The organism is Kribbella sp. NBC_00482 (genome assembly GCF_036013725.1).
Classification (GTDB): Bacteria; Actinomycetota; Actinomycetes; order Propionibacteriales; family Kribbellaceae; genus Kribbella.
This window is the reverse complement of record NZ_CP107881.1, coordinates 6056062-6077154: the sequence shown is the minus strand read 5'-3', so window position 1 is coordinate 6077154 and position 21093 is coordinate 6056062. Positions and strand designations below refer to the sequence as shown.

Here is a 21093-nt window from a genome sequence, read left to right as displayed (position 1 = left end):
ATGACCCTCAGTAAGCAAGCGCTCACTACTAGCCTCCCATCATCCCAGCCCACCTCCATCACAACCACCCACAACCCCCTGAAATTCACCTGCTGAGACCGACGGATCCTGATAGTCCAGCCCTATGCCCGGATGGCGTACACGTCTGCTGTTGAGTGGGCTCCCGAGGCGTTGGCGGGGGCGCTGGGGCGGTTTGCGGGCTCTTCCGTGGCGGAGCCTGACTGGGGTGCTCGCGACGTACTGCGTGACCGCCTGGGGACTGTGGAGCGGCGGGGTGGATGGAGGTCGCTGAACCCGTCGCCCGCGATCGAGGAGCTGTGGAGGCTGCGGGACAATGCGCTAGCGGTGCTAGATGGTTTGCCTCGGGTGCCTACGCATGGCGACGCGCATCCGATGAACCTGCTCGGCCGTGCCGGTGACGACGTGGTCGCGATCGACTGGGAGCAGTTCGGCCTGGGACCTCTTGGGTTCGATCTCGGTTATCTGGCGCTGGCAGTGGACGTCCCGCTGGACGCATTGGTCGAGGCGCACGGTGGCGACGTACGGCGCGGGGCTGTCATCGTGGCGGCGTACACCGGGGTTTCGCGGGCGGCCTGGGCGGTCGGGGCCGGCGATCGCACCGATTGGTTGGGCAAGGTTTCGGGAATTGTCGAGGAGGCAATGAATGGGGCTCAGTGAGTTTTCGCGGTATCCGTTGTTGTTCGGGCCTAGTCCGGTGCATCCGCTGGAGCGGCTCTCGGCGTATCTGGGTGGGGCGAAGGTGTGGGCGAAGCGGGAGGACTGCAACTCCGGGCTCGCGTACGGCGGGAACAAGACCCGGAAGCTGGAGTACCTGATCCCGGACGCGCTCGCGCAGGGTGCCGACACGCTGGTGTCGATCGGCGGGTACCAGTCAAACCACACCCGCCAGGTCGCCGCGGTCGCGGCGAAGGTCGGGCTGAAGGCGGTGCTCGTCCAGGAGAACTGGGTCAACTGGCCGGACTCCCTCAACGACCGGGTCGGGAACATCCTGCTCAGCCGGATCATGGGCGCCGAGGTGCGGCTCGACCCGGCCGGGTTCGGGATCGGGTTCAAGGACAGCTGGAAGCAGGCGCTCGCGGACGTCGAGGCTCGCGGAGGTACGCCGTACGCGATCCCGGCCGGTGCTTCGGACCATCGGCTCGGCGGACTCGGGTTCGCGCAGTGGGCGTACGAGGTCGAGCAGCAGGAGCGCGAGCTCGGGGTGTTCTTCGACACGATCGTGGTCTGCTCGGTGACCGGGTCGACACATGCCGGGATGATCGCCGGGTTCGCGGGCCAGGACCGCCCGCGCCGGGTGATCGGGATCGACGCCAGCGCCAAGCTCCAGGAGACCCGCGACCAGGTCGAGCGGATCGCCCGCGCCACCGCGGAGCTGATCGGCCTCGGCAGGGAGCTGAGCGCCGACGAGATCACCGTCCTGGAGGGCTGGGCCGGCGACGAGTACGGCGTACCCGTGCAGTCGACCCTCGACGCGATCCGGCTGACCGGTCAGCTGGAGGGGATGATCATCGACCCGGTCTACGAAGGAAAGTCCATGGCCGGCCTGATCGACCTGATCCGCACCGGCGACATCCCCAAGGACTCAACCGTCCTCTACGCCCACCTCGGCGGCCAGCCGGCCCTGAACGCCTACAGCAGCCTCTTCACACACACTCAGCCGATCACCGGCTGATCACCAGCCACCGGCGAAGAACCCCTCGAGCCCGGGCAGCGGGTGCGCCGCGGTGGTCGTGTTCGCCACCACGACCACGGCGAGCGCCAGCGACAGCACCGGCACGAAAACGCCGTACCCGGCCAGCACTCGCCTGGTACGCCCGTCCGCCCTGGTGAACCGCCGCCACAACAGGACGGTCAGTACGACGAGCCCGGCGACCACGACCGCGCCCTCGACAGCCATCACCGCGTGGAACAGCACGTAGTCGCTGGTGATCATGTCGAGCGGCGGCGACTGCTGCCCAGCGGCCAACTGCTGCCTGACCTGCCCGAGTGTGTTGTCCAACGGACCGGCCGGGGTTCCGAACAGCATCGGCAACAGCGACCCGAACGGCGCCGCCGTCCCATGGATGTTCGCCATGACGGCCGCGAGCGACACCACCGCCAAACCTGTCGACAGCACACCGCCCACCGCAAGCCCCGCCGCCTGCAGACCCCGGGTCCGCAGAAACGCCCGCCAAACCGTCACACCGAGCGCGACGAGCACCACCAGCAACGCCGCGGCGAGCACGCCCTTCGCGATGTGGTACCGGAACCAGTAGTCGACCACCCGCTGCATCCCCGGGCCGAAACCGCGCTCGCCAGATCCCCAGTACGTGACGAACTCACCGCGGAAGGTACCGACGAGCCCCGCCTCGCTCCTCAGCTCACCGGTCGCCGCCCCAGCACTCGCCAACCTGCCCGGAGCCACCACGAACGCGACGATGAGCGCCACAGCGAGCACTGCAAGCCTCTTCATGCCCACAACCTAGGCAACCCGCCCGCCGCGAACCATGACGGCCGAGCGACCCCGAAGGTAGCGCCTGCGCTACCCGATTCCGGGGCCGACGAGTGTGCCGACGAAGTAGGTGAGGGCGGCGGCTGCGGCGCCGAGGAGGAGTTGGCGGAGGCCGGAGTACCACCAGGAGCGGCTGGTGACGCGGGAGACGACGGCGCCGCAGACGAAGAGGGCGGTCAGGGCGAGGATCAGGGACGGTACGACGCTGCCCGCGCCGAGCAGGTACGGCGCGAGCGGGATGAAGGCGCCGATGGCGAAGCAGATGAACGAGGAGGCGGCCGCGATCACCGGATTCGGGAGGTCGGTGGGGTCGATGCCGAGCTCTTCGCGGACATGCTCCTCGAGGGCCTGGTCCGGGTCGGCGTGGAACTGTTTCGCGACCTTGCTGGCCAGGTCCGGGTCGAGGCCCTTCGCCCGGTACGTCTCGGCGAGCTCGATCTCCTCGTCGATCGGGTGCTTCTTGATCTCGGCGCGTTCGACCTCGATCTCGGCGCGGGCCAGCTCGCGCTGGGAAGCGACCGAGGTGTACTCCCCCGCCGCCATCGAGAACGCGCCGGCCGCGAGGCCCGCGAGGCCGGCCAGCACGATGAACTTCGAGCCGGAACTGGTGCCGCCGTCCATACCGGCGATCAGCGCGAAGTTCGACACCAGGCCGTCCATCGCGCCGAACACCGCCGGACGCAGCCAGCCGCCGTTCACATCACGGTGCGTGTGGTCCCCGTGATGCTCGGCAGAAACCTCCGGCGTCTCAGTCACTTGACCCGTCGTTGGCTTTCGCGGTCGTCGCCGCGGAGTCGTCGGAGTCGTCGGCGTCCGTCTCGTCGGTCGCCTTCTCGGCGTCCGCCTTCTCGGCGCTCGGCTCGGCGGTGTCCGGCTCTTCGCCCTCGACGGGCTTGCCGGCTGCGGGACCACTCGAGATGTCTTCCTGGCCCGGGTAACGCTTGGCGCTGATGACGAAGGCGACCACGCCCAGGACGAACAGGATGATCGCGGTCCAGACGTTCAGCCGCAGGCCGAGGAAGTGGTTCACGGTGTCGATGCGCATGTGCTCGATCCACGCGCGGCCGGCGGTGTACCCCGCGACGTACAGGAAGAACGCCCGTCCGTGACCGAGTTTGAACCGGCGCTCGACGAGGAGGATCAGGGCGACCACGCCGAGGTTCCAGACCGCTTCGTAGAGGAACGTCGGGTGGAACGTCGCGAAGTCGGCGTACCCGGCCGGCCGGTGGTCTGTCGCGATCTCCAGACCCCACGGCTTGGTCGTCGGGCCGCCGAAGAGTTCCTGGTTGAAGTAGTTCCCGAACCGGCCGAAGATCTGCGCCAGCGCGATCCCCGGCGCCATCGCGTCCGCGACCGCCAGGAACGGCACCTTGGCCCGACGGCAGGCGATCCAGGCGCCGAGCGCGCCGAAGCCGACCGCACCCCAGACACCGAGTCCGCCGTGCCAGATCTTCAGCGCGTCGATCGGGTGCTTGCCCTCGCCGAAGTACAGCTCGGCGTCGGTGATCACGTGGTAGATCCGCGCACCGATCAGCCCGAACGGGATCGCCCAGAACATGATGTCGGCGAGCACCGGCGCCGAGCCGCCGCGCGCCACCCAGCGCCGGCGGCCGAGCCAGTAGCCGGCAAAGATGCCGGCCAGGATGCACAGCGCGTACGCGCGGATCGGCAGGGGGCCGAGGTGCCAAACACCCTGGCTCGGACTCGGGATGAACGCCGGAACCATCACGGCGGGAAGCAGACTAGACATGGCAAGGGGGAACGCTACTCGACCCACCAGAGCACGGCCAGAAACGCACGGTCACGATGGGGCCTCAGAGTGCGGCCGCGTCGACGGCCTTTTGCAGGCCGTCGGCGGTGAGCTGGTCGGCCTCTAGTTGCTTGCCGTTGACGTAGACGGTGGGCGTACCGGATACGCCGCGGTCGTCGGCCGCCTTACCGACGGATTCCAGCCAGGTCCCGTACGTGTTGTCCTGCACAGCCTGCTGGAACTTCGCGTCGCCGACCCCGAGCTGTTTGCCGAGCTCCAGCAGCTGGTCGGTGGTCCAGGACTTCGAGAAGTCGCCGTACAGCTCGTCGACGAAGCTCAGCGCCTTGCCGTTCGCGGCCGCCGCGGCGAACGCGTTCGCGAGCCGTGGCGAGGCGTCCGGGTTCACGAACTGCAGCGGCCAGTACGTGACCGTCGCCGTACCGTCCTGGACGAGCTTGTCGACGGTCGTGCCGCTGGCCTCCTCGAACTCCGCGCAGTGCGGGCAGCGGAAGTCGAGGTACAGGTCGATGTTCACCTTCGCGCCGGACTGGCCGACCGTGATGCCCTTGCCGGACGTGCCGGGACCGGTGACGACCGTGGGCTCCGGGCGTCCGTTGGAACTCACCTCGACCTTGGAGTGGCCGCGGTAGTACTGCACGCCGACACCGGCGCCGAGGGCCAGCACCAGGACGATCACCACGATGATCCCGGGTGAGATCCGGCGCTTGGGCTGCTGCACCAGCGGATTCCCAGGAGACTTCACAGGGGGTTTGGTCTTGCTCACGACGCGGTGGCTCCTTGCGGTCCTGTGTTCGGTTCGGTGTTCGGTTCCGTGTTCGGCTCAGGTACGACAGCGAACTTACTGGCGGGCTTCAACCACAGCCAGCCGGCCAGCACCAGCAGCCCGAGATCGCGGAGGATCTCCTGCAGGTACTTCGTTTGTCCCGGGGCGACCTGACCGCCGCCGCCGAAGCAGCCGCAGTCGATCGACAGGCCGCGGGCCCAGGCGGACGACACCGCGGCGACGAAGACGATCATGAAAACACCCGCGGCCACCGCGGACGCGCGGACACCGAAGCCGATGATCAACAGCAACCCGATCGCGATCTCGAGGAACGGCAGCCCCCAGCCGACCGGTTCCACCAGGGCCGACGGGAGCAGCTCGTACGCGCGCACCGCCTGGGCGGCGGTCTCCGGATCGGTCACCTTCAGCGCGCCGGCGACCAGCATCACGCCGCCGAGCACCAGCCGCGCTACCAGCGAGACCCAGGGAATCCACCGCTTCACCGGTTGTCCTCCACCAGCTTCCCGAAGTCGTGCGCCAGGTCGCCGATCGCGGCGTTCGACAGCCAGAGCACGTTCGCCTTGTCGTTCTTCCCGAAGCCGATCACCTGCGCTCCGTGACCGACCTCGTACCCGCCGGAAGGAAGCTTCTGCATCCCTTCCACCGGTACGCCGACGGCCTGCGCGATGTCCTTGATCGACGTCAGCGATCCGGTCAGCCCGACGAACGCCGGGTCGAACCGGTCCAGGTACTTGCGGATCACCGGCCCGGTGTCGCGCGCCGGGTCGGTGGTGATGAACAGCATCTGGATCTGGCCCTGCACCTGGTCGTCGAGCTTGGTGAGCGCGGACGCCACGTCGGCCATCACGGTCGGGCACACGTCCGGGCAGTTGGTGTACCCGAAGAACACCAGCGTGACCGGCTTCTTGGTGGAGGTGACCAGGTTGAACGGGTTCCCGTCGGTGTCGGTCAAGGTGGCCGCGGGCATCGAGTACGGCCGGTCGAGGGTTGCCCCGCGCAACCCGTTCGGGTCCTGGCTGCTGCGGATGATGGCACCGCCGGGGTTGTCCGGCTTGTCTTCCTTGCCGCTGCAGCCCGCGAGGGCAAGCAGAGCCACCGCCGCCACGAGCAGCACGGCGTTCCTTGATCGACTCACGGCGGTCTAACGTTCGGCGGGCGCGCGGGGTTCCCGGCGGACGCCTTCGGCCAGGCCCTCGGTGAGCTTGCGGACACCGGCCGGGCCGCCGTCCTGGAGCGCCTTGACGAGCGCCGCACCGACGATCGCCGCGTCCGCGAACGCCGCCACACCGGCCGCCTGGTCGCCGTTCGAGATGCCGAGGCCGACGCCGACCGGCAGACCGGTCGCCGCCTTCACCCGGGCCACCAGCGGCGCCGCGAGATCCGACGGCTTGTCCCGCGCACCCGTGACACCCATCACAGCTGTCGCGTAGACGAAGCCGCGGCAGTTGGCCGTGGTCATCGCGATCCGCGCGTCGGTCGACGACGGCGAGACCAGGAACACCTTGTCGAGCTCGTTCTTGTCGGCGGCGGCGATCCACTCCGCGCCCTCGTCCGGGATCAGGTCGGGCGTGATCAGCCCCGCTCCCCCGACACCGGCGAAGTCGGCCGCGAACCGGTCCACGCCGTACCGCTCGATCGGGTTCCAGTACGTCATCACGAGCACCGGTACGTCGGAGTACGCCGCGATCTTCTCGACGGTGCTGAGCACGTCGCGGGTCCGCAGCCCACCGGCCAGCGCGACCTCGGTCGCACGCTGGATCGTGACGCCGTCCATCACCGGATCGCTGTACGGCAGGCCGAGCTCGATCACGTCGGCGCCGCCGTCGATCATCGCCTTGACGCCGTCCACGGCGCCGTCGTACGACGGGAAGCCGGCCGGCAGGTACCCGATCAGGGCGCCGCGGCCCGCGTCGTTCGCCTTCCGGATCGCGACCCCGGCCTTGCCCAGGGCAAGCACATCACTCATCAGAATCCCCCAGGCCGAACCACGTTGCGGCCGTGTCCATGTCCTTGTCGCCGCGACCGGACAGATTCACCAAGATGGTTGCCTCCGGCCCCAGTTCCTTGGCGATCTCGAGGGCGCCGGAGACCGCGTGCGCGGACTCGATCGCGGGGATGATGCCCTCGGTCCGGGACAGCACCTTGAACGCGTCCATCGCCTGCGCGTCCGTGATCGGCCGGTACGTCGCCCGCCCGGTCTCCGCCAGCCACGCGTGCTCCGGGCCGACGCCCGGGTAGTCCAGGCCCGCCGAGATCGAGTGCGACTCGATCGTCTGCCCGTCCTCGTCCTGCAGCAGGAACGACCGCGCACCGTGCAGTACGCCGACCTGCCCGGCGGTGATCGTCGCCGCGTGCCGCCCGGTCTCGAACCCGTCGCCGCCCGGCTCGATGCCGTACAGCTTCACGTCGTCGTCGCCGATGAACGCGGTGAACAGGCCGATCGCGTTCGACCCGCCGCCGACCGACGCGACCGCGGCGTCCGGCAGTTTGCCCAGCAGGGCGAGCGACTGCTGGCGCGCCTCGTCGCCGATGCCGCGCACGAAGTCGCGGACCATCGCCGGGAACGGATGCGAACCGGCCGCCGTACCGAGGATGTAGTGGGTCTTGTCGACGCTGGCGACCCAGTCGCGCAGCGCCTCGTTGATCGCGTCCTTCAGCGTCCGGCTGCCGGTCTTCACCGAGATCACCTCGGCGCCGAGCAGTCGCATCCGGGCCACGTTCAGCGCCTGGCGCTCGGTGTCGACCTCGCCCATGTAGACGACGCACTCCAGGCCGAGGTACGCGCACGCGGTCGCGGTCGCGACGCCGTGCTGGCCGGCGCCGGTCTCCGCGATCACCCGCGGCTTGCCCATCCGCTTGGTCAGCAGCGCCTGGCCGATCGCGTTCCGGATCTTGTGCGCGCCGGTGTGGTTCAGGTCCTCGCGCTTCAGCAGGATGCGCGCACCGGCCACGTCCGACAGCCGGGTCGCGTCGTACAGCAGGCTCGGGGCGCCGATGTACTCGCGCAGCATCCGCTCGAACTCACCGGTGAACTCCGGGTCGGCCATGGCGTCCCGCCAGGCCTGGGTGAGTTCGTCGAGCGGCGCGATCAGCGCCTCCGGCATGAACCTGCCGCCGAAACGGCCGAAGTGCCCGAACTGGTCGGGCAGCACAGTACTCATCCGACAAAACCTTCCAACCCGGCACAACGGCGCGGGATTGTTTCGGCCCCGCGCCGTTTGGACCGGGCGGGCGTTCTAGTGCCGCTGCTGGATGGCGGGGTGCGATCCGGCGGCGACGAGATCGGCGACCGAGGCGCGAGGATCGCGGCCGGTCACCAGGGTTTCACCGACGAGGACGACATCGGCCCCGGCGCGCGCGAACTCGATTACATCACGCGGACCGCGGACCCCGGACTCGGCCACGCGCACGAGCTCGGTCGGGATCGTCGGCGCGACCCGCGCGAAGGTGTCCCGGTCGATCTCGAGAGTCTTCAGGTTCCGGTTGTTCACGCCGATGAGCTGGGCGCCGGCGTCCACCGCACGCCGCGTCTCCTCCTCGTCGTGCACCTCGACCAGCGGGCACAGGCCGATCGACTGGGCCCGCTCGATCAGCGAGACCAGCGCCTCCTGCTCGAGCGCGGCGACGATCAGCAGCACCATGTCGGCACCGGCCGCCCGCGCCTCCCAGAGCTGGTACGACGAGACGATGAAGTCCTTGCGCAGCACGGGTACGTCGACCCGGCCGCGGACCGCACGCAGGTCGTCGAGGCTGCCGTTGAACCGGCGCTCCTCGGTCAGCACCGAGATCGCCGCGGCGCCGCCCAGCTCGTACTCTCCGGCCAGCGCGGCCGGGTCGGTGATCTCGGCCAGCTCGCCCTTGGACGGGCTGGAGCGCTTCACCTCGGCGATCACCGCGATCCCGTCGCCGCGGAACACCGGCATCGGGTCCTTGGCGTCGGGCTTGCGCTGGGCCTCGAGTTTCAGGTCGTCCAGGCCGACAAGCGCCTGGCGCTCCGCGAGGTCGGCCTTGACCCCGGCGAGAATGTCGTCAAGCACAGTCATGTCCGTCCGCCCTTCAGTGGTCGGAGTCGGTCGGGACCCCGAAGCCCAGCAGCTGCAGCACCTTGCCGGCCAGCGCCCCCAGCACCGCGATCCCGACGGAGATCCAGAACAGCACCCAGTTCGGTCCCAGCACCATGGCGATGGCGCCGACCGTGAACGCGACCAGCACGATCGCCACCGCGGTCCACGCCGCCGGGCTGTTTCCGTGCAGATCGTGGGGAGCTTCCTCGTCGATCCGACTAGCCCCTTGATCCGCCACCGTATTGTCCATAGTTGGCGCCACTCCTCCTCGTCGTCCCGTCCTATTGTGGCGGTAGCCCGCCGCGATCAGAGAGTCGGGTCCTCCCCGGCGTCGATCGCCTTCCACTGATCGGCCGGTGAGGCGGCCGGATCACGCTCGTAACGCTGGGTCGCGCTGCGCCAGCGGTGCGCCGTCAGCACGGTGAGCAAACCGGCCGCGACCAGGGCGATTCCGCCGCCCAGCGCGAACCACGGCGCAGGGCCGCCCGTCTCGATGACCTGGTCGGCCAGTACGGCGCTGAGCACCGGCCGGATGCGGCTCAGTTCGGGGCCGTCGGGACGCACCAACAGCGCGACGGCGACCGCGATCGCGCCCAGCACGACGACAAGCGCGCCGAGCAGGCGGCGCAGCGCCGTACCGGCGAGTTTGGTGATCACGACCGCCACCAGCGCGGCGAGCGCCAGCGCGACCGGGGCCTTGGTGATCGAGTAGCCGTTGAAGACCTCGTCCACGCGGCCGTTGCCCGGGTTGACCGACACCCAGGTCAGGTACGCCGAGAGGCCGAGGAGCACGAGCGCCACCAGGGCGAGGAGGTCGACCAGCCGTTGCGGCTTCATCCGTCCCCCAGCACGTCGCTGAACGTTCCCGCGACCGCGATCGCGTTGAGGACGGCGGCCGCCTTCGTCCGGCACTCGGCGTCCTCCGCGGCCGGATCCGAGTCCGCGACGATCCCGGCCCCGGCCTGGACGTACGCCGTACCGCCGCGCAGCACCGCGGTGCGGATCGCGATCGCGGTGTCGGCGTCGCCGGCGAAGTCCAGGTAGCCCACGACACCGCCGTACACCCCGCGGCGGGTGACCTCGAGCTTGTCGATGATCTCCATCGCGCGCGGTTTCGGTGCCCCCGACAACGTCCCCGCGGGGAACGCGGCGGTGAGCGCGTCGAAGGCGGTCATGCCGGCCTTGAGCTGCCCGGTGACCGTCGACTCCAGGTGCATCACGTGGCTGTAGCGGCGGACGTCCATGAAGTCGACGACCTCGACCGTGCCCGGCGCGCAGACCTTGCCGACGTCGTTGCGGCCGAGGTCCACGAGCATCAGGTGCTCGGCGCGTTCCTTCGCGTCCGCGCGCAGCTCCTCCTCCAGCGCGTGGTCCTCCTCCGGCGTCGCGCCGCGGCGGCGGGTGCCCGCGATCGGGTGCAGGATCACCTTGTTCTCGGTGACCTTGACCAGGGCCTCCGGGCTGGAACCGACGATGTCGAAGCCGTCCAGGCGGACCAGGTACATGTACGGGCTGGGATTCGAGCGCCGCAGCACCCGGTAGATGTCGAGCGCGGAGGCGCTGCTCTGCAGCTCGAACCGCTGCGAGACGACGATCTGGAACGCCTCGCCCGCACGGATCTCCTCCTTCGCGTCCTCGACCGCTTGGCGGTACTCGGCGCTGGAGCGCTGCCGGTGCGGATCCGGCTGGGCCTGCTGGTCCGCGTGGACGACGTACGACGGGGTGGGCCTGGCGAGGTCGCGCTCCATGGCGTCCAGGCGGCGTACGGCGTCGGCGTAGGCCTCGTCGACGCGTTCGTCGGAGTCGTCCCAGTTGACCGCGTTCGCAATCAGCCAGATCTCGCCGGTCTCGTGGTCGAGAGCGGCCAGGTCGGTGGCGAACAGGAACGTGAGCTCAGGCAGGCCGAGGTCGTCGGTGGTCGTGTCCGGCAGGCGCTCCAGGCGGCGTACGGCGTCGTACCCGAGGAAGCCGACCATGCCTCCGGTCAGCGGCGGCAGGTCCGGCAGCCGCGGTGTGTGCAGGATCTCCAGCGTCTCGCGGAGTGCCTTCAACGGGTCGCCGGTCTGCGGAAGGCCTACTGGCGGGTTGCCGGTCCAGACAGCCTCGCCGTTGCGTTCGGTCAGCGTCGCGGACGAGCGGACGCCGATGAACGAGTACCTGGACCAGACGCCGCCGTTCTCCGCCGACTCCAGCAGGAACGTGCCTTCCCGTTCGGCCGCGAGCTTGCCGTAGACACCGATCGGCGTCTCCGCGTCGGCCAGCAGGCGCCGCGTGACCGGGATGACCCGGCGGTCCTTCGCGTACTCGCGGAACGTCTCGAGCGCCGGCGCCGTCACGCTGCCTTCACCTCGATCTCGCCGTGCTCGAAGCAGCTGTGCGTCCCGGTGTGACATGCCGGGCCTTCCTGGTCGACGAGGACGAGCAGGGTGTCGGCGTCGCAGTCGACGAGCATCTGCTTGACGTGCTGACGGTGGCCGCTGGTTTCGCCCTTCACCCAGTACTGCTGCCGGCTACGCGACCAGAACGTGCTCCGGCCGCTCTCCGCGGTACGGCGTACCGCCTCGGCGTTCATCCAGCCCACCATCAGGACCTCGCGCGTGTCGTACTGCTGCACCACTGCCGGGATCAGACCGGCCGCGTCGAAGGTCAACTCGTCGATAATCACCCACCCATTGTCCCCGATCCGGGGTTGCCTTCTGACCACGGTCCCGAACTTGCGAAGATGACCCAATGAGTCGGATCGAGGCGTTGCTGCGGGAGCATCCGGTGATCGACGGGCACAACGACCTGCCGATCGCGTTCTACGAGCTGTGCGGGTACGACCTGGACGCGCACGACCTGGCCGGCCCGGTGCCGGAGCTCCACACGGACCTGCCGCGGCTGCGCGCGGGTCACGTGGGCGCGCAGTTCTGGTCCCTGTGGGTGCCGCAGGACGAGCACGCCGTACGCCGTACTTTCGAGCAACTCGACTTCGTCCGGCGGCTCGTCGAGCGGTTCCCGTCGGATCTCCAACTGGCTTCGGCGGCCGACGATGTGGACGCGGCGATCAAGGCGGGCCGGGTCGCGTCGCTGATGGGCATGGAGGGCGGCCACTCGATCGGTGAGTCGCTCGGCGTCCTGAGGGTGATGCGGGCGCTCGGCGTGCGGTACATGACGCTGACCCACAACAACAACGTGTCCTGGGCGGACTCGGCGACCGACGAGCCGGTGCTCGGCGGGCTGAACGAGTTCGGCGAGGACGTCGTCCGGGAGATGAACCGGATCGGCATGCTGGTCGACCTCTCGCACGTCTCCGCGGACACGATGCGGCACGCGCTCCGGGTGACGAGCGCGCCGGTGATCTTCAGCCACTCGTCTGCGCGCGCGGTCTGCGACGTACCGCGGAACGCGCCGGACGACGTGCTCGAGACGCTGACCGGCAACAACGGCGTCTGCATGGTGACCTTCGTGCCGTACTTCGTCTCGCAGGCGTACGTCGACTGGCTCGACGGGATGCACGCGCTGGCGAAGGAGCACGGCCTCGAGGGCAGCGAGCATCGCGAGAAGGTCGAAGCGATGTACGACGTACCGCGCCCCGAGATCACGCTCGCGGATGTCGTCAAGCACGTCGAGCACGTCCGGGAGGTCGCGGGCGTCGACCACATCGGTCTGGGCGGCGACTACGACGGCTGCCCGGAATTCCCGGTCGAGCTGCCGGACGTGTCGTCGTACCCGGTGCTGTTCAGCGCGCTGGCCGACCGCGGCTGGAGTGACGAGGAGCTCGGCAAACTTGCCGGAGGCAACATCCTGCGCGTACTCCGGGCCGCGGACGACACAGCGACCGCTTAGGCGTCCCGGTACTGGGAGCGGATCTCGTCCTGCGGCTCGAGCCCCGCGGCCCGGTACGTCTCGACCGCGCCGACGTTCGTTGCCGGGGTAACCGTGTAGACGCTGGACGAACCCATCTCCCGGAGCGTGCGGGCGCAGCCGAGGACCATCGCGGTGCCGTACCCGCGGCCGCGATGCAGGCGGTGGACGCCCATCGGTTCGATGTAGCCCGGGCGTCCCTCGCCGGCCGACCAGACGGTGGCGGCGGCAACGGATTCGCCGATCTTGTTGCGGAGCACCAGGCAGCGCGCGTCGGCGTACGCCACGCCGTCGGCCATCGCGAACCAGCGGTCGTCGGTGAACGTCGACCCGTCGAACGACGCCCGCTGTACGCCGGTCCGCTCGTGAGCCTCCTCCGCGCCGATCACGTCGATGCGTGCACCCGGATCCGGCACCGGATCGGTCAGGTCGCGCCACACCGGGACCCACGGCGCGTCCGCGTTCCAGCCGTCCTTGAACAGCAGGTCCTGGACGAGCGCGCCCATCGGCGTCTCGACGTACACCTTGCCCTCGATCAGCACACCCCTTGCGGGCGCCGACACGTCCTCGGCGATCCGCTGCGCCAACTCCTCGTCACGCTGGAGGTCCGGCGCGATCGACATCCGCAGCCAGTCCGGCTCGTCGAGCATCCCGATCGCGACGATCTCACCACCCCGCCGCCAGATCCGCGTAGCCGCCGCCGTCCGCTCCTCGCCGAACCGCCAGAACCACCCAAGATCCCCCGGATGCAACTGCAACGCCACCCCCTCCCGCTGCCACTCCCGCAACACCCCCACCACACCCAACAACTCCCCAACCCCCGCCACACCCATCTCAATACCCATCCCCCGATCACACACCATCCCCACTCCGCCTCCACTTTGGGCCCCCACCAACCAAAATCCGCGGCGCGATCTGGTTGGCCCGTGCCCAAAGACGTTTTCCACAGGTCGGGGGTAACGGGATGCGGGGGTGGTGGGAGGGGAGGGATGGTGGGCGGATGGATCGGCTTGGGTACGACGTGCGGGAGCGGCTGGCTGTGGTTGCGCGGACTCCGCAGCGGCGCGCGGCCCTGCGTGAGCTCGGGCTCGGTGACGCCGATCTCCGGCGGCTGGTACGGCGTGGTGCTCTGCGGCACCACCATGGCCGTTACGTCGACGGGCGTCTCGACGAGCAACTCGCGGCGATCGCCTGTGCACATGCGGCGTACCCGGGCTCGGTTGTGAGCCATTTCAGCGCCGCCCGGACATCGTCGTACGGCGTGCCGGCCTGACGGCTGCTGATCTCGCAGGTCACGGATGGTTGCCCGTCACTCGCGTCGCCAGGACCGTGGTCGACCTGGCACGGGAGCTGCCGCTGCGCGAGTCACTTGTCACTGTCGACGGCGCATTGCGGGCCGGCACGACGCTGGCAGAACTGCATGCGGTTGCCGAACGCCAGCAGCACTGGCCGGGGATCCGGCGAGCTCAGTACGCCATCGCGTTTGGCGACCCCTCGGCGGAGTCCGTCCTGGAATCGATCGCCAGGGCCGTGTTCGCGGCGGCAGGCCTGCCCACCCCCCTGCTCCAGGTGCAGTTCTTCGACGGATTCAGCTGGATGCCCGAGCGCGTCGACTTCTGGTGGCCATGGTTTCGAACCGTCGGGGAGGCGGACGGGCTCGCGAAGTACGAAGCGAACACCCCCGCGGAGCGGCGGCTACTGCTCCGCAAGAGCCATCGCCGTGACCAGCGCCTCAGCGACCGTGGCATCGAGCTGGTTCATTTCGGGTGGGAGGACGCGGTCGATCCGCGCTCCGACCTGGTCGCGCGACTGCGGGCGGCGTTCGCCCGCGGCGAGTCCCGCACCTCGGAGCCGCCCCGCTGGCGCGCCGTACCGCCGCCGCACGCCGACGCCGCGTGACCTTGAGCACGGGTCAACCATTTCCGGAGCGTGTCCGTGGTTGGTGGGTGCTCAAGGAGGGTTTGAGGTTTTGGTGGTCGGGCACGGGGCGGGGGCTAGTGACAATCGACGGATGGAGTGGGCTGTGCTGACCCTGACTGAGAACGCGACGCTGGTGATCAAGAGCATCACCGGGGTCGAGGGCGCGCCGGACGGGGCCGGGGTGCGGATCTCGCAGGAGAACCCGGCGGATCCGGCGCTCGCGGTGACCACGACCGAGGCTCCGCAACCGGGTGACCAGGTCGTCGAGGAAGCGGGTGCCCGGGTCTTCCTCGAGCAGAACGCCGCGAACGCGCTCGACGACAAGATCCTGGACGCGGCGGTCGACGACAAGGGCGGTGTCGAGTTCCTGCTGGTACCGCAGCCGGGCCCGAGCAACGGTGCGGCCCCGACCCCCTGATCAAGCACGTGCGGTGTATACCGAGGAACGGGAAGCGACTTTCCCGTTCCTCGGTACGTGTTTCAGAGAGCGCTGCGCTGGGCGATCCAGCTGTCGTGGAGGCGGGTGTAGACGCCGCCTGCGCCGACGAGTTCGGCGTGCGGGCCGCGTTCCACGATCTCGCCTTCGTCGAAGACCAGGACCTCGTCGGCTGCCTCGGCCGTCGAGAGGCGGTGCGCGATGGTGACCGACGTACGGCCGGACATCAAACGCTCCAGCGCCGCGTTCACCCGCACCTCGGTGCCGGGGTCGACCGCTGACGTCGCTTCGTCGAGGACGAGCAGATCCGGGTCGGCGATGTTCGCGCGCACCAAGGCCACCAACTGTCGCTCCCCCGCCGACAGGGACTCGCCGCGCTGACCGACCGGCGACTGCAACCCGTCCGGCAACGACTCCAGCCACTCGGTCAGCCCGAGCGACTCGAACGCCGTGACCAGCTCCGCGTCCGTCACCTCCGGCCGCCCGAACCGCACGTTCTCCGCGAGCGACGCGTCGAACAGGTACCCGTCCTGCGGCACCATCACGACCCGCTCCCGCAGCGATTCGAAGGAGATCTCGCGCGCGTCCACCCCGTCCAGCCGCACCGCGCCGGACGTCGGGTCCATCAACCGTGTCAGCAACTTCGCGAACGTCGTCTTGCCGGACCCGGTCTCCCCGACGACCGCGACCCGCCGGTGCGGTTCGATCCGTACGTCGACGTCACGCAGCACCAATTCGCCTTCTGGATAAGCGAAATCCACGTCGTCGAACTCGACCGTGACCGGCCCGCGCGCCTGCTTCACGCCGTCCTCACCCGGGTCCGCAACATCCGCGGGCGTCGCGATCACGCCGAGCACCCGCCGCCAGCCGGCGAACGCACTCTGCGCGTCCGTCAGCACCTGCGTGGCGATCTGCACCGGGTCGGAGAACAGGGCCACCAGGAACATGAACGCGAGGAGCTCCCCCAGCGTCGCCTGCTTGTCGATGCCGAGCAGTACGCCGACGGTCAGGACGCCGGCGTTCGCGAGACCGGCGGCCAGACCACCGATCGAGAACGTCACACCGGTGAGCGCCTGCGCCCTCGTCGCCGTACGGCGGTAGTCCTCGATCGACGCGTCGATCCGGTCCTGCGTGCGCTGCTCGATCGCGTACGAGCGGACCACCTGCGCGCCGACGACCGGCTCCGCGATCGCGGACAGCATCTCGCCGACCTTCGCCCGCACCACGCCGTACGCCTTCGACATCGCGCGCTGCAGGTACTTCAGGCTGGCGAACAGCGGGACGAAGCACAGCAGCACGACCAGCGCGAGCTGCCACGAGTAGAAGAACATCACCACGGTCGCGAGCGCCATCTGCCCGAGGCTGACCAGGAAGATGAACCCGCCGAACTGCAGGAACTGCGACACCGTGTCCACGTCCGACGTGACCCGGCTGACCAGCGCCCCGCGGCGCTCGGTGCTCTGGGTCAGCACCGGCAGGTCGTGCACGTGCCGGAACGCCTTGATCCGCATCGTCGCCAGCCCGTGCTCCGAGTTGACCGCGAGCCGCACGGTCGTCAGGTACGACGCTCCCGCGGTGAGGACCACTGCCAGCGCGCAGATCAGGCACATCCAGGCGACGTACGACGTGTTCGGGCCGCCGGCGCCGGACAGGCCCTTGTCGATCGTCTGCTGCACGGCGATCGGTACGACGATCCGCCCGCCCGTCATCGTCAGCGCGAGGAGTCCGGTCAGCCACCACCCACGCGCCAGCTCGGGCGAAACCTTCAGACCGTCCTTGAGGGTCTGCAGCCCGCCCGCGTTGTCGCCGTGGTCAAGACGAGACGGTTCCGCCGCGCTCACGCTGATACCCCATCCTCATCAAATGCAGTCTCATCAAGCTCCGCTTCTTCCAGGCGGCGTTCGGCGTCCTTCTCGTACGCGTCGACCAGGTCCCGATACGCCGCCGTCGAAGCCTGCAGTTCGGTGTGCGTGCCGTGCGCCTGGATCCGGCCCTCGTCGAGGAACAGCACCTCGTCGGCGAGCGAGATCGTCGCCTTCCGGTACGCGATCACGAGCACGGTCGTCGCTGCGCCGGAGTCCTCCTGTACGGCGGATCGCAGCCCGGCCAGGATCCGCGCCTCGACCTGCGGGTCCACCGCGCTCGTCGCGTCGTCCAGGATCAGCAACCGCGGCCGCCGTACCAGGGCCCGCGCCAGCGCGATCCGCTGCCGTTGCCCGCCGGACAGCGTCGTACCGCGCTCGCCGACCTTGGTGTCCAGCCCGTCCGACAGCGCCTTCACGAAGCCGTCGCCCTGCGCGATCCGCAGTGCGTCCCACACGTCGTCGTCGCTGTAGTCCCCGCCGAGCGTGATGTTGCCGCGGATCGTGTCGTCGAACAGGAACGCGGTCTGCGCGACCAGCGCGACCGATCCGGCCAGCTCGTCGCGCGCCAGGTCCCGTAGGTCGATCCCGTCGATCTTCACCGCGCCCTGCTCCGGGTCGACGAGCCGGGTCAGAAGCGTCGTCATCGTCGACTTCCCGGCCCCCGTCGGTCCGACGACCGCGACGGTCCGGCCGGGCTCGATCGTGAAGTCCACCCCGGCGAGTACGTCGCGCTCGGGCAGGTACCCGAACCGGACGCCGGCGACCTGCAGCCGGGCCGCCTTCGTCGACGTCAGCCGCGCCTCGCCGTACTCCGTCCCGCCTTCGGCCGTCAGCACCCGCTGCACGCGGTCCCACCCGACGATCGACCGCGGAAGCTCACCGAGCACCCAGCCGAGCGCCCGGATCGGGAAGCCGATCAGCGTGAACAGGAACGCCACCTGGACCACGTCACCCGCGTCGGCGCCGCCGGACCGCACCCGCCCGACGCCGACCAGCAGCACCGCGAGCACGCCGAGCCTGGGCAGGCCGTCGATCACCGGGTCGAACATGCCGCGGGCCTTGTTCACCGCGATGTTCGCATCCCGGAGCGCGTACGTCGGCGTGCGGAACCGCTCCGTCTCGGCGGCCTCCCGGCCGAGCGTCTTCACGACCAGCGCGCCGTCGAACGACTCGTGCGCGACCTCGGAGACGTCGGCGCGGAGCTGCTGCGCCCGGGTCGCGAGGGGCTGCAGGTAGCGCTGGAAGATCACGTTCGCGACGAACACCAGCGGGAACACCAGGCACCCCACCAGTGCCAGCCAGACGTCGGCCGCGAACATCGCGATCGTCGCGAACACCAGCATCGCGATCACGCCGATCGCCATCGGCAGCGGCGCGATCACGAACCAGGTCGACTCCACGTCGGCGTTGGCGTTCGACAGCAACATGCCGGTCGAGTGCTGGTGGTGCCACTCGAGCGGCAGCTTCAGGTACTGCCGGGTGACCCGGCGGCGGTACGTCGCCTGCAGGCGGAACTGCATCACGCCGGCCCCGAGCCGCCGCCCGACGACCCCGATCGCGTTCAGGATCGCGATCCCCATGAACAGCGAGATGAGCGTCGCGATCGTGCCGCCGGTGGTGTCACCGCGCTCGAACGAGGGGCGGATCAAGTGGTCGGTGGACCAGCCGAGCGCCCAGCCGCCGGCCACGGTCATCGCGCCGTACAGCATGCTGGCGAGCACGGACAGCGCGAAGACGCCCGGCTCCTCCCAGATCGCGACCCGCAGCACCCCTAGCCCTCGCCGGGTGACGCTGCCCTTGTCTGGGACCTTCGGGACAGGCAAGACACACTCCAGGGCAGTCAGGTGCATACGTGGGACACAGGCATGACAACGATTGACATTCTGCCACCCGCCACAGACAACTACGATCGGATATGTGACCGACTACAGCCGGGTAGAACGACTCGCTCTGTGTGACCTGTTCGAGGAGGTCGGCCCCGCCGCTCCGACGCTGTGTGACGGCTGGGACGCCTACGACCTCGCGGTCCACCTCTACGTCCGGGAGGCGGACCCGATGGCGGGCCCGGGGATCATGATCCCGGCGCTCGCGGACACCACCGAGAGACGGATGCAGCGGGTCAAGGAGCGCTACAGCTTCGCGGAGGTCGTCGGCAAGGTCCGCAACGGTCCCCCGCCGGTCTCGATCTACGCCCTGCCGAAGCTCGGGCACCAGCTCAACACGACCGAGTACTTCGTCCACCACGAGGACGTCCGCCGCGCGCAGGCGACGTACGACGTCCGCGAACTGCGCGCCGAGCAGCAGGACGCCCTGTGGAAGGCGGTCCGGCTGGCCGCGAAGTCGATGATGCGGAAGGCGCCGAGCGGCCTGGTGCTCAAGCGGCCCGACGGTACGACGTCCGTCGCGAAGCGGCCGAACGGGCACGGTTCCGTCACCGTGACGGGCGAGCCCGGCGAGCTGGTGCTGTTCTGCTTCGGGCGGCAGCAGGTGGCCGACGTACAGCTGGACGGCGACGCGGAGACGGTCGAGCGGCTCCGCAACGCGTCATTTGGTGTCTGACCGCTTGCGCCGCGCGCGCTGGATCAGGCTGCTGACCACAGTCGTCAGGATGACAAGCACGATCGCGGCGACGACGCCCTGCCAGGGCTCGTCGAAGAGCGCGTAGCCGAGCAGTCCGATCGCCATGTAGACCGCCGCCCACAGCGACGACGCGAACAGGTCGACGAGCGCGAATCGCTCCCACTTGTAGCCGGCGAGCCCGGCCGCGAGCAGCACCGGGACCCGCCCGCCCGGGATGAGCCGGGAGGTGAGCAGCACGCTGATCTCGTGCTCGGCCAATCGTTCCCGGAGCGCGTCCAGCGACGCGTTGTCGCGCAGCCACCCGATCCGCTTCGCCAGCCGTTCGCCGCCGAACCGGCATCCGGCGTACACGATCAGATCCCCGATGTACGCCCCGGCCGCGCCCGCGATCAGTACTCCGACCAGGCCGATCGGATTGCTGTGCGACGCCAGTACGGCGCCTGCCGACACCGCCGCGCCGGTCGGTAACACGGGCAGCACCGCACCGATCAAGACGGCTCCGGCCAACGCGAACAGATACCAGAGATCGAACTTGGTGTCGCCGGTCACGCCGGCACCTCGATCGACTCGCCCGGCACCAGAACCTCCACTTTCACGGCGGGATCCACCTCGGTCATCGCGGCCTTGAACCTGTCCCCCGGTGGCAGGAACAGCTCCGGTTTGATCCAGTCGAGGCCGATCGGCCAGAACGTCCCGAAATGTACCGGCACCGCCGTCGACGCACCGACCCGCCGTACCGCCTCCGCGGCACGGACAGGATCCAGATGCCCCGGTCCGAGCGACGGCCCCCAGCCGCCGACGGGCACCAGCGCGAGATCGATCGCACCGGTCTCCGCCGCGAGGTCGTCGTACAGATCGGTGTCGCCCGCGAACCAGACGGTCGACGAGCCCTCGACCCGGTACCCGAGCGGCTGGGCGGCGTACGACGACCACGGCAGCCGCCGCTCGTCGTGATGGGCCGTGACGGCGGTGATCTCGACCGACCCGATCCGGACTTGATTGCCGGGAGCAACCTCGATGCAGCGGTCCGAGTACGCCGGACCGCTGTCGGCGTGGATGAGCTTGGCCGCACCGCGCGGCACGATCAGCGCTGCGTCCGGCGAGATGAACGGCAGCGACGTGAGGTGCAGGTGATCGGCATGCAGATGCGAGATCAGGACCGCGTCGCACTGACCCGCCTCCGCAGCCGGCGTCGGCCCGCGGCGGCGGCGCAGGTGCGCGATCCGCGACGTCAGCACCGGGTCGGTCAGGAGCCGCGTGCCGTTCGCCTCGATCGTGGTGGTGGCGTGCCCCCACCATGTCACTCGCATGTGAC

The 21093-nt window shown here is 69.5% G+C and carries 25 protein-coding genes; 7 read left to right on the top strand and 18 right to left on the bottom strand.

What is annotated here, in order from left to right:
* The first annotated feature begins 132 nt into the window (after window positions 1–132).
* Window positions 133–678 (top strand): phosphotransferase family protein, encoded by a 546-nt coding sequence (locus tag OHB24_RS29545; protein WP_327634127.1) that lies wholly within the window; start codon window positions 133–135, stop codon window positions 676–678.
* Entirely contained in the window at window positions 665–1693 is a 1029-nt protein-coding gene (locus OHB24_RS29540; protein ID WP_327634126.1) for a 1-aminocyclopropane-1-carboxylate deaminase, read from the top strand. The genes OHB24_RS29545 and OHB24_RS29540 overlap by 14 nt, the downstream gene beginning before the upstream one ends.
* On the opposite strand, the gene OHB24_RS29535 is transcribed toward OHB24_RS29540, so the two are convergent.
* The 13 genes from OHB24_RS29535 to hisI form a co-directional block, all read right to left on the bottom strand.
* Entirely contained in the window at window positions 1694–2473 is a 780-nt protein-coding gene (locus tag OHB24_RS29535) for a hypothetical protein (RefSeq protein ID WP_327634125.1), read from the bottom strand. It lies immediately after the preceding gene.
* Window positions 2474–2542: 69 nt separating this feature from the next.
* Window positions 2543–3268 carry a VIT1/CCC1 transporter family protein gene (locus OHB24_RS29530; RefSeq protein WP_327634124.1) on the bottom strand — a complete coding sequence of 242 codons (726 nt, stop codon included), beginning with the start codon at window positions 3266–3268 and terminating at the stop codon, window positions 2543–2545.
* On the bottom strand, window positions 3261–4262 hold the full coding sequence (gene lgt, locus OHB24_RS29525; RefSeq protein WP_327634123.1) for a prolipoprotein diacylglyceryl transferase: 1002 nt from the start codon (window positions 4260–4262) through the stop codon (window positions 3261–3263). Before lgt ends, OHB24_RS29530 begins: the two co-directional genes overlap by 8 nt.
* Window positions 4263–4326: 64 nt before the next feature.
* The gene (locus tag OHB24_RS29520; protein ID WP_327634122.1) at window positions 4327–5046 is read right to left on the bottom strand and encodes a thioredoxin domain-containing protein; all 720 of its coding nucleotides are present in this window, start codon (window positions 5044–5046) and stop codon (window positions 4327–4329) included.
* Window positions 5043–5549 carry a DoxX family protein gene (locus OHB24_RS29515; protein ID WP_327634121.1) on the bottom strand — a complete coding sequence of 169 codons (507 nt, stop codon included), beginning with the start codon at window positions 5547–5549 and terminating at the stop codon, window positions 5043–5045. The genes OHB24_RS29520 and OHB24_RS29515 overlap by 4 nt, the downstream gene beginning before the upstream one ends.
* Window positions 5546–6202 (bottom strand): SCO family protein, encoded by a 657-nt coding sequence (locus tag OHB24_RS29510; protein ID WP_327634120.1) that lies wholly within the window; start codon window positions 6200–6202, stop codon window positions 5546–5548. Before OHB24_RS29510 ends, OHB24_RS29515 begins: the two co-directional genes overlap by 4 nt.
* A 6-nt stretch (window positions 6203–6208) precedes the next feature.
* Complete coding sequence (gene trpA, locus OHB24_RS29505; protein WP_327634119.1) at window positions 6209–7033, bottom strand: tryptophan synthase subunit alpha; 825 nt, start codon at window positions 7031–7033, stop codon at window positions 6209–6211.
* On the bottom strand, window positions 7026–8228 hold the full coding sequence (trpB, locus tag OHB24_RS29500) for a tryptophan synthase subunit beta (protein ID WP_327634117.1): 1203 nt from the start codon (window positions 8226–8228) through the stop codon (window positions 7026–7028). Before trpB ends, trpA begins: the two co-directional genes overlap by 8 nt.
* Window positions 8229–8303: 75 nt before the next feature.
* Window positions 8304–9110, bottom strand: a complete 807-nt coding sequence (gene trpC, locus OHB24_RS29495; RefSeq protein WP_327634116.1) for an indole-3-glycerol phosphate synthase TrpC — start codon at window positions 9108–9110, stop codon at window positions 8304–8306.
* Between the two features lie 13 nt (window positions 9111–9123).
* Complete coding sequence (locus OHB24_RS29490) at window positions 9124–9381, bottom strand: HGxxPAAW family protein (RefSeq protein ID WP_327634115.1); 258 nt, start codon at window positions 9379–9381, stop codon at window positions 9124–9126.
* Between the two features lie 56 nt (window positions 9382–9437).
* Window positions 9438–9968, bottom strand: coding sequence for a Trp biosynthesis-associated membrane protein (locus OHB24_RS29485; protein WP_327634114.1), 531 nt, complete (start codon window positions 9966–9968; stop codon window positions 9438–9440).
* Window positions 9965–11467, bottom strand: a complete 1503-nt coding sequence (locus OHB24_RS29480) for an anthranilate synthase component I (protein ID WP_327634113.1) — start codon at window positions 11465–11467, stop codon at window positions 9965–9967. The genes OHB24_RS29485 and OHB24_RS29480 overlap by 4 nt, the downstream gene beginning before the upstream one ends.
* Window positions 11464–11796, bottom strand: a complete 333-nt coding sequence (gene hisI / locus OHB24_RS29475; protein WP_327634112.1) for a phosphoribosyl-AMP cyclohydrolase — start codon at window positions 11794–11796, stop codon at window positions 11464–11466. Before hisI ends, OHB24_RS29480 begins: the two co-directional genes overlap by 4 nt.
* Before the next feature lie 65 nt (window positions 11797–11861).
* On the opposite strand from hisI, the gene OHB24_RS29470 reads away from it, so the two are divergent.
* Window positions 11862–12959 carry a dipeptidase gene (locus OHB24_RS29470; RefSeq protein ID WP_327634111.1) on the top strand — a complete coding sequence of 366 codons (1098 nt, stop codon included), beginning with the start codon at window positions 11862–11864 and terminating at the stop codon, window positions 12957–12959.
* Here OHB24_RS29470 and OHB24_RS29465 read toward each other — a convergent pair.
* On the bottom strand, window positions 12956–13822 hold the full coding sequence (locus tag OHB24_RS29465; protein WP_327634110.1) for a GNAT family N-acetyltransferase: 867 nt from the start codon (window positions 13820–13822) through the stop codon (window positions 12956–12958). The genes OHB24_RS29470 and OHB24_RS29465 overlap by 4 nt on opposite strands.
* Before the next feature lie 155 nt (window positions 13823–13977).
* Between OHB24_RS29465 and OHB24_RS29460 the strand changes: the two genes are divergently transcribed.
* The 3 genes from OHB24_RS29460 (at window position 13978) to OHB24_RS29450 (ending at window position 15315) form a co-directional block, all read left to right on the top strand.
* The gene (locus OHB24_RS29460) at window positions 13978–14250 is read left to right on the top strand and encodes a hypothetical protein (protein ID WP_327634109.1); all 273 of its coding nucleotides are present in this window, start codon (window positions 13978–13980) and stop codon (window positions 14248–14250) included.
* A 29-nt stretch (window positions 14251–14279) separates the two neighbouring features.
* Window positions 14280–14876 (top strand): hypothetical protein, encoded by a 597-nt coding sequence (locus OHB24_RS29455; protein ID WP_327634108.1) that lies wholly within the window; start codon window positions 14280–14282, stop codon window positions 14874–14876.
* A gap of 112 nt (window positions 14877–14988) precedes the next feature.
* Window positions 14989–15315, top strand: a complete 327-nt coding sequence (locus tag OHB24_RS29450) for a Fe-S cluster assembly protein HesB (RefSeq protein WP_327634107.1) — start codon at window positions 14989–14991, stop codon at window positions 15313–15315.
* Window positions 15316–15377: 62 nt separating this feature from the next.
* Here the strand turns inward: OHB24_RS29450 and OHB24_RS29445 are convergent, their stop codons facing one another.
* A complete protein-coding gene (locus OHB24_RS29445) occupies window positions 15378–17174 on the bottom strand; it encodes an ABC transporter ATP-binding protein (protein WP_327634106.1) in 1797 nt (598 codons plus the stop codon).
* Window positions 17171–19021 (bottom strand): ABC transporter ATP-binding protein, encoded by a 1851-nt coding sequence (locus OHB24_RS29440; RefSeq protein WP_327634105.1) that lies wholly within the window; start codon window positions 19019–19021, stop codon window positions 17171–17173. The genes OHB24_RS29445 and OHB24_RS29440 overlap by 4 nt, the downstream gene beginning before the upstream one ends.
* A 94-nt stretch (window positions 19022–19115) precedes the next feature.
* Between OHB24_RS29440 and OHB24_RS29435 the strand changes: the two genes are divergently transcribed.
* Window positions 19116–19757, top strand: coding sequence for a TIGR03085 family metal-binding protein (locus OHB24_RS29435; protein ID WP_327634104.1), 642 nt, complete (start codon window positions 19116–19118; stop codon window positions 19755–19757).
* Here OHB24_RS29435 and OHB24_RS29430 read toward each other — a convergent pair.
* Window positions 19743–20327: a DedA family protein gene (locus OHB24_RS29430; protein ID WP_327634103.1), complete on the bottom strand. Its 585-nt coding sequence runs from the start codon at window positions 20325–20327 to the stop codon at window positions 19743–19745. The two genes, OHB24_RS29435 and OHB24_RS29430, sit on opposite strands and share 15 nt — an antisense overlap.
* Complete coding sequence (locus tag OHB24_RS29425; RefSeq protein WP_327634102.1) at window positions 20324–21088, bottom strand: MBL fold metallo-hydrolase; 765 nt, start codon at window positions 21086–21088, stop codon at window positions 20324–20326. Before OHB24_RS29425 ends, OHB24_RS29430 begins: the two co-directional genes overlap by 4 nt.
* Window positions 21089–21093 lie beyond the last annotated feature (5 nt).